This is a genomic window from Acidisoma sp. 7E03 (genome assembly GCF_054665075.1).
Window position 1 is genome coordinate 127,105 of the sequence record NZ_BAAFHE010000008.1, and the last position, 13,350, is coordinate 140,454.

11 protein-coding genes and 1 tRNA gene are annotated in these 13,350 nt (G+C 65.8%); all 12 read left to right on the top strand.

Annotated elements, in window-relative coordinates; genetic code table 11:
* The first annotated feature begins 2 nt into the window (after positions 1-2).
* The 12 genes from nuoG (at position 3) to ACYQ6W_RS13885 (ending at position 13,008) form a co-directional block, all read left to right on the top strand.
* A complete protein-coding gene (gene nuoG, locus ACYQ6W_RS13830; RefSeq protein WP_459676022.1) occupies positions 3-2,057 on the top strand; it encodes an NADH-quinone oxidoreductase subunit NuoG in 2,055 nt (684 codons plus the stop codon).
* Positions 2,058-2,066: 9 nt separating this feature from the next.
* Entirely contained in the window at positions 2,067-3,071 is a 1,005-nt protein-coding gene (gene nuoH / locus ACYQ6W_RS13835) for an NADH-quinone oxidoreductase subunit NuoH (RefSeq protein WP_459676024.1), read from the top strand.
* Positions 3,072-3,110: 39 nt separating this feature from the next.
* Entirely contained in the window at positions 3,111-3,599 is a 489-nt protein-coding gene (gene nuoI, locus ACYQ6W_RS13840; RefSeq protein WP_459676025.1) for an NADH-quinone oxidoreductase subunit NuoI, read from the top strand.
* A gap of 9 nt (positions 3,600-3,608) precedes the next feature.
* The gene (locus tag ACYQ6W_RS13845) at positions 3,609-4,319 is read left to right on the top strand and encodes an NADH-quinone oxidoreductase subunit J (RefSeq protein WP_459676237.1); all 711 of its coding nucleotides are present in this window, start codon (positions 3,609-3,611) and stop codon (positions 4,317-4,319) included.
* 1 nt (position 4,320) lies between these two features.
* Positions 4,321-4,629 carry an NADH-quinone oxidoreductase subunit NuoK gene (nuoK, locus tag ACYQ6W_RS13850; protein ID WP_459676027.1) on the top strand — a complete coding sequence of 103 codons (309 nt, stop codon included), beginning with the start codon at positions 4,321-4,323 and terminating at the stop codon, positions 4,627-4,629.
* A gap of 3 nt (positions 4,630-4,632) precedes the next feature.
* Positions 4,633-6,552 carry an NADH-quinone oxidoreductase subunit L gene (nuoL, locus tag ACYQ6W_RS13855; protein ID WP_459676028.1) on the top strand — a complete coding sequence of 640 codons (1,920 nt, stop codon included), beginning with the start codon at positions 4,633-4,635 and terminating at the stop codon, positions 6,550-6,552.
* A 5-nt stretch (positions 6,553-6,557) separates the two neighbouring features.
* Complete coding sequence (locus tag ACYQ6W_RS13860) at positions 6,558-8,105, top strand: NADH-quinone oxidoreductase subunit M (RefSeq protein WP_459676029.1); 1,548 nt, start codon at positions 6,558-6,560, stop codon at positions 8,103-8,105.
* Positions 8,105-9,529, top strand: coding sequence for an NADH-quinone oxidoreductase subunit NuoN (gene nuoN, locus ACYQ6W_RS13865; protein WP_459676032.1), 1,425 nt, complete (start codon positions 8,105-8,107; stop codon positions 9,527-9,529). The genes ACYQ6W_RS13860 and nuoN overlap by 1 nt, the downstream gene beginning before the upstream one ends.
* Complete coding sequence (locus ACYQ6W_RS13870; RefSeq protein WP_459676033.1) at positions 9,526-10,308, top strand: biotin--[acetyl-CoA-carboxylase] ligase; 783 nt, start codon at positions 9,526-9,528, stop codon at positions 10,306-10,308. Before nuoN ends, ACYQ6W_RS13870 begins: the two co-directional genes overlap by 4 nt.
* Positions 10,309-10,310: 2 nt before the next feature.
* The gene (locus tag ACYQ6W_RS13875) at positions 10,311-11,120 is read left to right on the top strand and encodes a type III pantothenate kinase (protein ID WP_459676035.1); all 810 of its coding nucleotides are present in this window, start codon (positions 10,311-10,313) and stop codon (positions 11,118-11,120) included.
* Between the two features lie 17 nt (positions 11,121-11,137).
* Positions 11,138-12,790, top strand: a complete 1,653-nt coding sequence (locus tag ACYQ6W_RS13880) for a ribonuclease J (protein ID WP_459676036.1) — start codon at positions 11,138-11,140, stop codon at positions 12,788-12,790.
* A gap of 143 nt (positions 12,791-12,933) precedes the next feature.
* Positions 12,934-13,008: transfer RNA gene (locus ACYQ6W_RS13885), tRNA-Val, on the top strand.
* Positions 13,009-13,350 lie beyond the last annotated feature (342 nt).

Here is a 13,350-nt window from a genome sequence, read left to right on the forward strand (position 1 = left end):
CGATGCCCAAGCTGACGATTGACGGGATCGAGGTCGAGGTTCCGGCGGGCTTCTCCGTGCTGCAGGCGGCGGAAGCCGCCGGCAAGGAGATTCCGCGATTCTGCTATCATGACCGTCTGTCGGTTGCTGCCAATTGCCGCATGTGCCTGGTGGAAGTGGAGAAGGCGCCGAAGCCCGTCGCTTCCTGCGCCTTTCCGGCGGCCGACGGCATGGTGGTGAAGACCGACAGCCCGATGGTGCGGAAAGCCCGCCGCGGCGTGATGGAATTTCTGCTGATCAACCATCCGCTCGATTGCCCGATCTGCGATCAGGGCGGCGAGTGCGACCTGCAGGACCAGGCGATGGCCTATGGGCGGGACCATTCCCGCTACACCGAAGACAAGCGCGCACAGCGCGACAAGGATCTCGGCCCCATCGTCCGCACGGTGATGACGCGCTGCATCCAGTGCACCCGCTGCGTCCGTTTCGCGACCGAGATTGCCGGCGTGCCCGAACTGGGCGGCACGCAGCGCGGCGAGAATCTCGAGATCACCACCTATGTACAGAAGGCGCTCTCTTCCGAACTCTCGGGCAACCTCGTCGACGTCTGCCCGGTCGGTGCGCTGACCTCGAAGCCCTATACCTTCACCGCGCGTCCCTGGGAGCTGCGCAAGACCGATAGCATCGACGTGATGGATGCCGTGGGCTCCGCTATTCGCATCGATGCGCGCGGCCCGCAGGTGATGCGCGTGCTGCCGCGCCTCAACGAGGACGTCAACGAAGAGTGGCTAGCCGACAAATCCCGCCATGCGGTGGACGGGCTGACCCGGCGCCGGCTGGACAAGCCCTGGCTGCGCGTCGGCGGCAAGCTGCAGCCCGCGACCTGGGAAGAGGCGTTCCTGGCCATCGCCGGCCGCATGCGCGGCCTCTCGGGCGACCGCATCGGCGCGCTCGCGGGTGATCAGGCGGATGTCGAGAGCCTGGTCGCGCTGCGTGACCTGATGGCGGCCCTCGGCTCCGGCAATCTCGACTGCCGTCCCGGCGGTGCTGCCTTCGATACCGCGCGGCGCGACTACTATCTGTTCAACACCACCATCGCCGGGATCGAAGAGGCCGACGCGCTGCTGCTCATCGGCACCAATCCGCGCCTTGAGGCGCCGATCCTCAATGCGCGCATCCGCAAGCGCTGGCGTCAGAACCGCCTGCCGGTGGGTGTCATCGGGCAGGCCGCGGATCTGACTTATCCCTCCGAGGTGATCGGGGCAGGGGCCGACACGCTCACGGCGCTGCTCGACGGAAGCCACGCCTTCGCCGAGGTGCTGACCAAGGCCGCAAAGCCGATGATCGTGCTGGGCGAGGGCGCGCTGGAAGGCGAGGGCGGGGCAGCCGTGCTGGCCGCCGCCTGGGCTCTGGCCGAGAAGATGGGCGCCTTCGCGGAAGGTTGGCATGGCTTCAACGTCCTGCATCGCGCGGCCGGCCGGGTCGGTGCGCTCGACGCGGGCTTCGTCCCGCAGCCGGGCGCCAAGGGCTGGGCCGAGATGGTGGCGGGCGGTGTCGACGTGCTGTGGCTGCTCGCGGCGGACGAGTTCGACGCCAGCGCCATCGCGCCCGAGACCTTCGTCATCTACCAGGGCCATCATGGCGACCGCGGGGCCGCACGGGCCGACGTCATCCTGCCGGGTGCCGCCTATACGGAGAAGAGCGCGACCTATGTGAACACCGAAGGCCGCGTGCAGCGCACCGGCCAGGCGGTCTTCCCGCTCGGTGAGGCCAAGGAAGATTGGCGCATCATCCGCGCCTTCAGCGCCGTTGTCGGGCACACGCTGCCCTACGACACGGTGGAGGTGCTGCGCAGCCGCATGGCTGCGCTAAACCCCGTCTTCGCGACGGTGGACCAGTTCGTGCGCCGCGCGACGACCGATACGGCAGGCCCGACCGACCGGGGCCAGACCCTCTCCGGCCGACCCTTCGCGGTGATCGTCACGAACTATTATGAAACCGATCCGATCAGCCGCGCGAGCCCGACCATGCAGGCCTGTACGGCGACCTTCACGCCCGTTCTCGAAGCGGCGGAGTAAGAGAGCGTCATGGGCTTCTTTTCGACCATTCTCGGCCAAATCATCCTCGCCGCGCTCGAAACCCTCGCGGTGCTGGTGCCGCTGCTGATGATCGTGGCCTACGCGACCTATGGTGAACGCCGCATCATGGCGGCGATGCAACTGCGCAAGGGGCCGAACGTTGTCGGCCCCTTCGGCCTGTGGCAGCCCTTCGCCGACGCCATCAAGATGGTGATGAAGGAGACGATCATCCCGACGGGGGCGAACCGTCCGCTCTTCCTCATCGCGCCGATCCTGACCTTCGGCCTCGCCATGCTGGCCTGGGCCGTGGTGCCCACCGGCAACCACCTCGCGATCGCCAACATCAACGTCGGCATCCTCTATCTCTTCGCGATCAGCTCGCTCGGCGTCTATGGCATCATCATCGCCGGCTGGTCGTCCAACTCGAAATACGCCTTCCTCGGCGCTCTGCGCTCGGCGGCGCAGATGGTCTCCTACGAAGTCTCCATCGGCTTCGTCATGGTCTCGGTGCTGCTCTGCGTCGGCAGCCTCAACCTGAACGACATCGTGCGGGCGCAGAACGGGCTCTGGTTCTGCATTCCGCTCTTCCCGATGTTCATCGTCTTCTTCATTTCGGGCCTGGCCGAGACCAACCGCGTGCCCTTCGACCTGCCGGAAGGCGAGAGCGAGATCGTGGCCGGCTTCATGGTGGAATATTCCTCCATGAGCTACGCCATGTTCTTCCTCGGCGAATACGCGAACATGACGCTGATGAGCGCCATGACCTCCATCCTCTTCCTGGGCGGCTGGATGTCTCCGCTGCCCTTCCTTGCCTTCATTCCGGGCCCGATCTGGCTGATCCTCAAGATCCTGCTCGTGATGTTCGTCTTCATCTGGGTGCGTGCGACCTTCCCGCGCTTCCGCTACGACCAGCTCATGCGCCTTGGCTGGAAGGTTTTCCTGCCACTCTCCATGGGCTGGATGGTGCTGACGGCGGCGGCCCTCGAAGTCTTCGGGTGGCTGCCCCATGGCTGATCGAGTGATCGCTGCGACGACAACAAGGGGAATGAGATAATGGGTGTCCTCGACCGCGCGGCGCGCAGCCTGCTGCTGACGGAACTCGTCAGCGGCATGGCGATCACCTTCCGCACCATGTTCAAGCCCAAGGCCACCCTGAACTATCCCTTCGAGAAGGGCCCGCTCAGCCCGCGCTTCCGCGGTGAGCACGCGCTGCGCCGCTACGCCAATGGCGAGGAACGCTGCATCGCCTGCAAGCTGTGCGAGGCGATCTGCCCGGCCCAGGCCATCACCATCGAGGCCGAGCCGCGAGCCGACGGCTCCCGCCGGACCACGCGCTACGACATCGACATGGTGAAGTGCATCTATTGCGGACTGTGTGAGGAAGCCTGCCCGGTGGATGCCATCGTCGAAGGCCCCAACTTCGAGTTCTCCACCGAGACGCGCGAGGAGCTGCTCTACAACAAGGAGAAGCTGCTCTCGAACGGTGACCGCTGGGAGCCGGAGCTGGCACGGCGCCTCGAACTCGACGCTCCCTACCGGTAACGCGCCATGATCTTCGCACAACTCTTCTTCTATCTGTTCTCCGCCGTCATGATCGCCTCCGCGGTCATGGTGGTGACGGCGCGCAACCCGGTGCATTCCGTGTTGTTCCTGATCCTCTGCTTCTTCAACGCCGCGGCGCTGTTCCTGATCGCGGGGGCCGAGTTCCTCGCCTTCATCCTGCTCATCGTCTATGTCGGCGCCGTCGCCGTTCTGTTTCTCTTCGTCGTCATGATGCTCGACATCGACTTTTCCGAGCTGCGCGCGGGCGTTCAGCGCTATGCGCCGATTGGCGCGGTCATCGGCGTCATCCTGCTGCTGGAACTGGTGCTGATCATCGGCGGCTGGACGGTGGCGCCCGTCGCCGGCGCGCTCCGCATGGCGCCGATGCCGGTGGGCCTGAGCAATACGGACGCGATCGGCCGCGTGCTCTACACGCACTACGCCTTCCTCTTCGAGGCGGCCTCCGCCGTGCTGATGGTCGCCATGATCGGCGCCATCACGCTGACCCATCGCGAGCGCCGGCGGTCCCGGTCGCAGTCGATCGCGCGCCAGAATGCCCGCCACCCGGTCGACACCCTCGTGATGATGGACGTGCCGGCCGGCGCGGGGGTGAAGGAGCTTGGCATCCTGCGGCCCGATCCGCAGCTGGCGCCCGGCGAACAGCGCCTGACGCTGCCGGAAGCCCAGCACGCCGCCACCCCCAAGCCGGGAGCGCACTGACATGCCCATCGGGATCGGTCCCTACCTGGTCGTCTCCGCCATTCTGCTGGTGATCGGCATCTTCGGCATCTTCATCAACCGCAAGAACGTCATCACCATCCTGATGTCGATCGAGCTGATGCTGCTCGCCGTGAACCTGAACTTCGTCGCCTTCTCGGGCCTGCTGCACGATCTGACCGGGCAGATTTTCACCATGTTCGTGCTGACGGTCGCCGCCGCCGAATCGGCGATCGGGCTCGCGATCGTCGTCACCTACTTCCGCAACCGCGGCTCGATCGCGGTCGAAGACGTCAATCTGATGAAGGGCTGAGACGTGATCTTCGCAATTGCCGTCTTCGCGCCCCTGGTGGGCTCGCTCGTCTCCGGTCTCTTCGGCCCTTGGCTGAAGGACGAGGGCGCGCATTTCGTCAGCTTGCTTTGCATGCTGCTCGCCGCGGTCTGTGGCGTGATTTCGGGCGTCCAGATGCTCACCCATGTGGTGCCGGAAAGCATCGTGCCGGTCGCCACGTGGCTGCATGTCGGTGGGCTGAACTTCGACTGGGCGCTGCGCTACGACAGCCTTTCCGCCGTGATGGTTCTGATGGTGACGGTGGTCTCCACCCTCATCCACCTCTATTCGGTTGGCTACATGCACGGCGACCGTTCGGTGCCGCGCTTCTTCTCCTATCTCTCGCTGTTTACCTTCGCCATGCTGATGCTGGTGACGGCGAACGACCTGGTGCAGCTCTTCTTCGGCTGGGAAGGGGTCGGTCTCGTCTCCTACCTGCTCATCGGCTTCTGGTACGAGAAGAAGTCGGCGAACGACGCCGCCGTGAAGGCATTCGTGATGAACCGCGTGGGCGATCTCGGCTTCGCCCTCGGTATCGCGCTCGTCTTCTTCCTCTTCGGCTCGGTGCGCTTCCCGGACATCTTCGCTGCCGCCGGCGCCCATGCCCATGCGACCTATCATCTCTTCGGTGCCGATCTGAACGCCATGGACGTGATCGGCATCCTGCTCTTCATCGGCGCCATGGGTAAGTCGGCGCAGCTCGGGCTCCATCCCTGGTTGGCCGATGCGATGGAAGGCCCGACGCCCGTCTCCGCCCTCATCCATGCCGCGACGATGGTGACCGCCGGTGTCTTCCTGATGGTGCGGATGTCGCCGCTGCTGGAATATGCCCCGGCGGCGCTCGTCTTCATCGGCGTCATCGGCGGCACCACGGCGCTCTTCGCCGCGACCATCGGCTGCACCCAGACGGACATCAAGCGCGTCATCGCCTATTCGACCTGCTCGCAGCTCGGCTACATGTTCGTGGGCGTCTCGGTCGGCGCCTATCAGACCTCGATCTTCCACCTCATCACCCATGCATGCTTCAAGGCGCTGCTCTTCCTCACTGCGGGCTCGGTGATCCATGCGATGTCGGGCGAGCAGGACATGCGCAAGATGGGCGGCCTCGCGCGGCTCATCCCCTATACCTACGTCATGATGTGGATCGGCAGCCTGGCGCTGGCGGGCATTCCGCCGCTTTCCGGCTATTTCTCGAAGGACGCCATCGTCGGCGCGGCCTTTGCCGGCGGCAACTGGTATGCCTGGATCTGCACCGTGCTCGCCGCCTTCCTGACGGCCTTCTACTCCTGGCGCCTCATCTTCATGACCTTCCACGGCAAGCCGCGTGCGGATGAGCATGTGATGGGCCATGTGCATGAAAGCCCGCTGGTGATGACCGGCCCGCTCTTCGTGCTGGCGCTCGGTGCCATCTTCGTGGGCGGCCTCTTCGCGCATGACTTCATCGGTGCGGATCAGAAGGCCTTCTGGAACGGGGCGATTGCTTCCATCACCCACCCCGACATTCTCGAGAACATCGAGCGCGTGCCCTTCGTGATGGCCGTGCTGCCGACCGTCCTCGCCGTGCTCGGCATCCTGCTCGCCTATGTCATGTATGTGCTGAAGCCCGAACTGCCGGCTGTCATGGCCGAGCGTTTCGCGCCCATCTACCGGCTGCTGCTGAACAAGTATTACTTCGACGAGATCTACGACGTGATCTTCGTGCGGCCGTATCGCGCCCTCGGCCGGCTGCTGTGGCACGTGGGTGACGAAGGCGTCATCGACGGCATTCCTCGCGGCGGCACGCTGATCGCGCGCGGCTCGGCCGGCGGCCTGGCCCGCCTGCAGAGCGGCTCCGTCGCGCAGTATGCCTTCGTCATGCTGATCGGCCTCGTCGTGCTCGTCTCCGTCTTCCTGATCTTCCGGTGAGTGTGATGAACCAGGCCGGTTTTCCGCTGCTTTCTCTGCTCACCTTCCTGCCGCTGGCCGGCGTGGTCGTGCTGCTCTTCCTGCGTGGTGACGACGTGGCGACGGCGCGCGCTGCTCGCTGGACCGCGCTCTGGACCAGCCTCGTCGTCTTCGTGCTCAGCCTGCTGCTGTGGTTCGGCTTCGACAAAGCCTATGGCGGCTTCCAGTTCGTCGAAACCCTGCCCTGGCTGCCGCAATACGGCGTCGACTACCGCATGGGGGTGGACGGCATCAGCGTGATGTTCGTCCTGATCTCGACGGCGCTGACGCCGATCGCGATCCTCTCCGCCTGGACGGTGGAGAGCCGGGTGCGCGAATACATGATCGCCTTCCTGGTCATGGAAACCACGATGATCGGGCTCTTCTGCGCGCTCGACTTCGTGCTCTTCTTCGTCTTCTTCGAAGCCGTGCTCATCCCGATGTTCGTCATGATCGGCGTCTGGGGCGGGGAGCGGCGGCGCTATGCCGCGATCAAGTTCTTCCTCTTCATGTTCGCGGGCTCCATGCTGATGCTGCTGGGCCTGCTCGCCCTCTGGTACCACGACGGGACGACGAGCATCCCGGCGATGCTGCGGACGCCGCTGCCGCCGCATCTCCAATTCTGGCTCTTCCTCGCCTTCCTCGCCGCCTTCGCCGTGAAGATTCCGATCTGGCCCGTCCACACCTGGCTGATCGATGCGCATCGCGAGGCGCCGATCGCGGGCTCGGTTCTGCTGGCGGGCGTCCTCGCCAATATGGGCGGCTACGGCTTCCTGCGCTTCTCGGTGCCCATGCTGCCGCTGGCCAGCCAGTATTTCGCCCCGCTGATGTTCACCCTCGCGGTGGTCGCCATCATCTACACCTCGATCGCCGCCCTGGTGCAGCGCGACCTTCTGAAGTTCTGCGCCTATTCCTCGGTCGGCCACATGGCCATCGCCGTCGTCGGCATCTTCACCTTCTCGGTGCAGGGGATCGAGGGCTCGCTCTTCCGCATGCTCTCGCACGGCTTCATCACGGCCGCGCTCTTCATCTGCGTCGGCGTGCTGATGGACCGCACGCATAGCCAGAGCATGGACGGTTTCGGCGGCCTCGCCCGCAACATGCCCTTCTATGCGCTGCTCTTCATGATCTTCGTGATGGGCACGGTGGGCCTGCCGGGCACGGCAGCCTTCGTCGGCGAAATCCTGGTCATCATCGCGGCGCTGAAGGTGAACTTCTGGGTGGCATTGCTCACGGGCACCACGCTGATCCTCAGCGCCGTCTATACGCTGGTGATGTATCGCCGCGTCGTCTTCGGCGCGCTGGAGCGGCCGGAGCTTGCTGCGCTCAAGGATATCGGCGCGCGTGAGATCGTGATGCTGGTGCCGCTCGTCGTCCTCACCCTCTGGATGGGTCTCTATCCCGCCAGCTTCTCCACCTTCTTCGATGCGACGGCGACCGCCATGGCGCAGCAGCACAGCCTGGCGCTGGCCGCGAGCCACGCCCCGCATCTCGCCTCGACCGCAGGCACCGTTCTGGCCGAGGGGGCCAACTGATGAACTGGCTCGTCGCTTTCCCCGAGATCGCGCTGTCGCTCTTCGCGCTCGTGATCCTGCTCGCCGGCGTGTTCACGCGCCGCACCGTCTCCTTCGAGCTCACCAGCATGCTGTCGCTCGGCGCCTTGCTGCTGACGGCGGGCTTCGTGGTCGCGAGCCCCGCCGGTGTCGGCTATGGCGGGCTCTTCCTGGCGGATGCCTTCAGCCGCTTCTGCCAGATACTGATCCTCTCGGCCGCGGCACTCGCCATCATCCTCTCGCTCGACTTCAATGCGCGGCAGGAGGACATGGCACGGCCGGAATATCCGGTACTGATCCTGTTCGCGGCCGTCGGCATGATGGTGATGGTCGGCGCCTCCAACCTGATCACCCTCTATCTCGGCCTCGAGCTTCAGTCCCTCGCGCTCTACGTCATCGCCGCCTTTGCCCGCGACAGCCTGAAGTCCTCCGAAGCGGGGCTGAAGTATTTCGTGCTCGGCTCGCTCGCCTCCGGCATCCTGCTCTATGGCATGTCGCTGACCTACGGCTTCTCCGGCACCACGGATTTCGCAGCGATCGCTCAGGCGCTGACCGCGGGCACGCCCTCGGCCGGGCTCATCATCGGCATGGTCTTCGTGCTCTCGGGCATCGCCTTCAAGATGGCGGCGGCGCCGTTTCACATGTGGTCGCCCGACGTCTACGAGGGTTCGCCCAGCTCCGTCACCGCGTTGCTCGGCTCGGCGCCGAAGGTCGCGGCGCTCGCGCTGTTGCTGCGGGTGATGATCGGCCCCTTCGGGCATCTCATCGGCGATTGGCGGTTGCTGGTGGAGATCCTCTCCATCGTCTCCCTCGTCGTCGGCACGCTGGTGCCGCTGGTGCAGACCAACATCAAGCGCCTGATCGCCTATTCCTCGATTGGCCATGTCGGCTACGCGCTCATGGGCCTGGCCGCCGGCTCCGCCTCCGGCACCAGCGCGACGCTGATCTATCTTGCCACCTACGTCTTCATGACGCTCGGCGCCTTTGGCGTGGTGCTGGCCATGCGCCAAGCCGGCCGCCCGGTGGAGCAGATCAGCGATCTCGCCGGTCTCGGCCGGAATGACGGCGCGCTCGCCCTCGTCATGGCGGTCTTCATGCTGTCCATGGCCGGCGTGCCGCCGCTCTCCGGCTTCTTCGGCAAGCTCTACGTCTTCCTGGCGGCGATCCAGAGCGGCTTGTGGACGCTCGCCGTCATCGGCGTCATCGCCAGCGTCATCGGCGCCTACTATTATCTCCGCATCATCAAGGTGATGTATTTCGACGCGCCGGTGCCAGCCTTCGACCGCCGTGCCCCCTCGCTCTCCTTCGTGCTGGCGATTTCCGGCATCGCGACCGCCTTCTTCATCCTGGTCGTGGGCCCGGTGACGGCGGCGGCCCAGGCCGCCGCCTCGGCTCTGCTGGGTTGAGGGCAGGCGAGGGCGCGCCGCTTCCGCTGCCTGCCGCATACCGGCTCGAGGAAGTCGTCTCGATTTCCTCGACCTCCGACGCCTGTGCGGATCGTGCCCGCGGCGGTGCGCCGGATGGTCTCGCGATCCTCGCCGAGGCGCAGACCGCGGCGCGCGGCAGCCGGGGCCGTAGCTGGAGCTGCCCGCCGGGCAACCTCTATCTCTCCGTGCTGCTCCGCCCGCGGAATGCGGCGGAGGCGGGTGGTGCCGGACAATGGGCGCTGTTGGTGGGTGTCGCGCTGATCGAAGCGCTGCGCGCCTTCGATGCCGCGCCCGAACAGCTCCAGTTGAAATGGCCAAACGACGTGCTGCGCGACGGCGCCAAGCTTGCCGGCATCCTGATCGATGCGGCGATGGCGAGCGGCGGTGAGGGGCTCGACTGGCTGGTGGCCGGCATGGGCGCCAATCTCGCGATCGCCCCCCCCGTCGAAGGCCGGCGGACCGCTGCCCTGGTGACGGAAGACGGTGTGCCCCCGGCGCCACGTGCCGTAACGCTCGCCTTTCTCGACAGCCTGGAACGCTGGCGTGGCCGGCTCGCGGCGGAAGGCTTCGCCCCGGTTCGTGCCGCCTGGCTCGCCGCCGCCCATCCTCTCGGCACGCTCGTCACGGTGACGGATGCACGGCAGAACCGGGTCGGCAGCTTTGCGGGTCTCTCACCGGAAGGGGCGCTGCTATTGTCTTCCGCCGGCGAGATTTTGGTCATTTCCACGGGCGACGTATTGCTGGGGCAGGGGAGTTAGCGATGCTTCTCGTCATCGACGCGGGCAACACCAACATCGTCATGGCGGTGCATGACGGGCACGACTGGCGCGGCACCTGGCGTATCTCGACCGATGCGCAGCGCACCTCGGACGAATATGCCGTGTGGCTGATGACCCTGCTGACCCATGCCGGCATCGATCGGCGCGAGGTAAGCCGCGCCGTGATCGGCATCGTGGTTCCGGCCGCGCTCTACCATCTGCGCCGTCTCTGCCGCGAGTGGTTCGAGGTGGAGCCGATGATCGCCTCCTCGGAACTCGACTGGGGCTTTGAGATCCGCAGCGATGCACCGACGGAAGTGGGCGCCGACCGGCTGCTCAATACCCTCGCTGCACACCAGCTTTACGGTGGCCCTCTGGTAGTTGTGGATTTCGGTACCGCCACCAATTTCGATGTGGTGGATCAGGACGGCAATTTCGTGGGCGGCATCATCTCGCCCGGTGTCAATCTGTCGATCGAGGCCTTGCACAGGGCCGCGGCGCGCTTGCCGCGCATCGCGATCGGCCGTCCGCAGGTCGTCATCGGCCGCTCCACCGTGCCCGCCATGCGCTCCGGCATTTTCTGGGGCTATGTCGGCATGGTCGAAGGGCTGGTGACCCGCATCCGCAACGAATTCGGCGTGCCCATGAAGGTGATCGCGACAGGAGGCCTGGCCCCGCTGTTCGCCGAGGGTACTGCGATTTTTGAATCGATCGATCCCGATCTCACGCTGGAGGGGATGCGTCTGTTGGCGCTGCGCAACCCTGCCCCCAGCCTGCCGAAAGACTGGAAGCGCCAGCCCACTGGAGACTGATTAAGGACAGGGGCCCTATGAACACCTATGAAGACGATCTCGCCTTCCTCCCGCTCGGGGGGACGGGCGAGATCGGCATGAACCTGAACTTGTACCGATGCAACGGCCAGTGGCTGGCCGTGGATTGCGGCCTCGGCTTTGGCGGCCCCGAGCATCCCGAAGTCGACGTCATGGTGCCCGATCCGGGCTTTATCGCCGAACGGCGGGGCGATCTCCTCGGCCTCGTCATCACGCATGCGCATGAAGACCATCTGGGCGCGGTCGCCTGGCTATGGCGGCAACTGAAATGCCCGGTCTATGCCACGCCCTTCGCCGCCGCCGTGCTGCGGCGGAAGCTCACCGAAGCCGGGCTGCTGGCCGAGGTGCCGCTGCACGTTGTGCCGCCCGGCGGCCAATTGGCGCTCGGGCCCTTTGCCATCGAATTCGTGGCCATGGCGCATTCGGTGCCGGAGGCACAGGCGCTCGCCATCCGCACGCCCTATGGCCTCATGCTTCACAGCGGGGACTGGAAGCTCGACCCCGATCCGGTGGTCGGCCCACAAACCGACGAGGCGACGCTGAAGCGCCTGGGGGACGAAGGCGTGCTCGCCATCATCGGCGATTCCACCAACGCGACCGTGGAAGGGCATTCCGGCTCGGAAGCGGAAGTACGCCGCGCGCTGCCTGAGCTCATCCGCCATCTCAGCGGCCGCGTCGCCGTCACCTGCTTCGCGAGCAATGTGGCGCGGCTGGAAAGCATCGCTCTCGCCGCCCTTGCGGTGGGGCGGCAAGTGGCCGTCGCCGGTCGCAGCCTGCGCAATATCGAGGCAGCGGCGCGGGAATGCGGCTATCTGGCGGACGTGCCCTATTTCCTCAGCGAGGATGCGGCGGCCGACGTGCCGGACGACAATCTGCTGCTCATTCTTTCGGGCAGCCAGGGCGAAGCCCGCAGCGCCATGTCCCGTGTTGCGGCCGATACCCATCCGCGCATCGCGCTCGGCGAAGGCGATACCGTCATCTTCTCCAGCCGCGTCATCCCCGGCAACGAGCGGGCGGTGGGGCTGGTGCAGGACAATCTCGCCCGCCGCGGTGTGCGGCTGATGACCGATGACGACCACATGGTCCATGTCTCCGGCCATCCGGCGCGGGACGAACTGCGGCGGATCTACGCGCTGCTGCGGCCGCAGTGGTCGGTGCCCGTCCATGGCGAATGGCGCCACCTGACGGCCCATGCCGATCTCGCGCGGGAAGCCGGCGCGAAGCCGCTGATCCTGGAGGATGGCGACATTCTGCGCCTGGCGCCAGGCACGCCGCAGATCGTGGACAGTGCGCCGGTCGGCCGGCTGGCGGTGGACGGCAACCGCCTGGTGCCGATGACGGGCGGCGTCTTGGCGGCGCGCCGACGCATGCTGTTCAACGGCGTGGTGATCGGCAGCCTGGCGGTGGATGGGAATGGCCGGCTGCTGGGGGAGGCGCGGATTTCCGCGCCCGGCCTGTTCGACGCGGACGACCCGGAAACCGCCCGCATGGCCTCGGAGTTCCTCGCGGCGGTGTCCGATCTCCCGGCGCCCCTGCGGCGGGACGACTTTGCGCTGGGAGAATCGGCGCGCGCCTCGCTGCGGCGCGTGGTGGGCCGGCGGCTGCAGAAGCGGCCGCTGGTGGACGTGCATCTCATGCGAGTCGCCGTCTGACGGTCAGGAGTCTTCGCCGCACCGCAAGCCCCGGTGCGGAGCGCGCGGCGCAAGGCCGCATCCCGAGGCGAGAGGGCCTGGGCCTGATTGGCCCTCTTGCAGCGCCGCCCAACAGCGGTTAGGAAGACGGCCATCGGAACCGTGGGCGCATAGCTCAGCGGGAGAGCACCACCTTGACACGGTGGGGGTCACAGGTTCAATCCCTGTTGCGCCCACCACGGTTCCCGATCCTTTCCTTAAAAATTTCTGACGAAAACGGCCCTTAGCGAGCAGTTCTGGGTTGCTCGTTTCGAATGTCTACCGTTCCGAGTAAGCATCATATTGATACGAAACGATTTTTCGACGAGATGTCACCCGCGAGGATAGGGTTCGGAATGACTCTCGCCGGGCGAAGACCGTTGCGAAAATCGGATGATTGATCCGTCATCGAAATTACTCGCGTTTTCGTCAACTCCGTTGCCCCCTGTCTAACGCCTCCCGGGAACCTACCTAAAGTTGTAGTCTTTGTTGACATTTACACGTGTGGGTAGCAATTCTAAGGCCACAACCTGGGGGTGTAT

What these genes read in the sequence shown, in the direction of transcription:
- nuoG (WP_459676022.1), top strand. Translation starts at nt 3, where the DNA reads ATGCCCAAGCTGACGATTGACGGGATCGAGGTCGAGGTTCCGGCGGGC.
- nuoH (WP_459676024.1), top strand. Translation starts at nt 2,067, where the DNA reads ATGGGCTTCTTTTCGACCATTCTCGGCCAAATCATCCTCGCCGCGCTC.
- nuoI (WP_459676025.1), top strand. Translation starts at nt 3,111, where the DNA reads ATGGGTGTCCTCGACCGCGCGGCGCGCAGCCTGCTGCTGACGGAACTC.
- nuoK (WP_459676027.1), top strand. Translation starts at nt 4,321, where the DNA reads ATGCCCATCGGGATCGGTCCCTACCTGGTCGTCTCCGCCATTCTGCTG.
- ACYQ6W_RS13860 (WP_459676029.1), top strand. Translation starts at nt 6,558, where the DNA reads ATGAACCAGGCCGGTTTTCCGCTGCTTTCTCTGCTCACCTTCCTGCCG.
- nuoN (WP_459676032.1), top strand. Translation starts at nt 8,105, where the DNA reads ATGAACTGGCTCGTCGCTTTCCCCGAGATCGCGCTGTCGCTCTTCGCG.
- ACYQ6W_RS13875 (WP_459676035.1), top strand. Translation starts at nt 10,311, where the DNA reads ATGCTTCTCGTCATCGACGCGGGCAACACCAACATCGTCATGGCGGTG.
- ACYQ6W_RS13880 (WP_459676036.1), top strand. Translation starts at nt 11,138, where the DNA reads ATGAACACCTATGAAGACGATCTCGCCTTCCTCCCGCTCGGGGGGACG.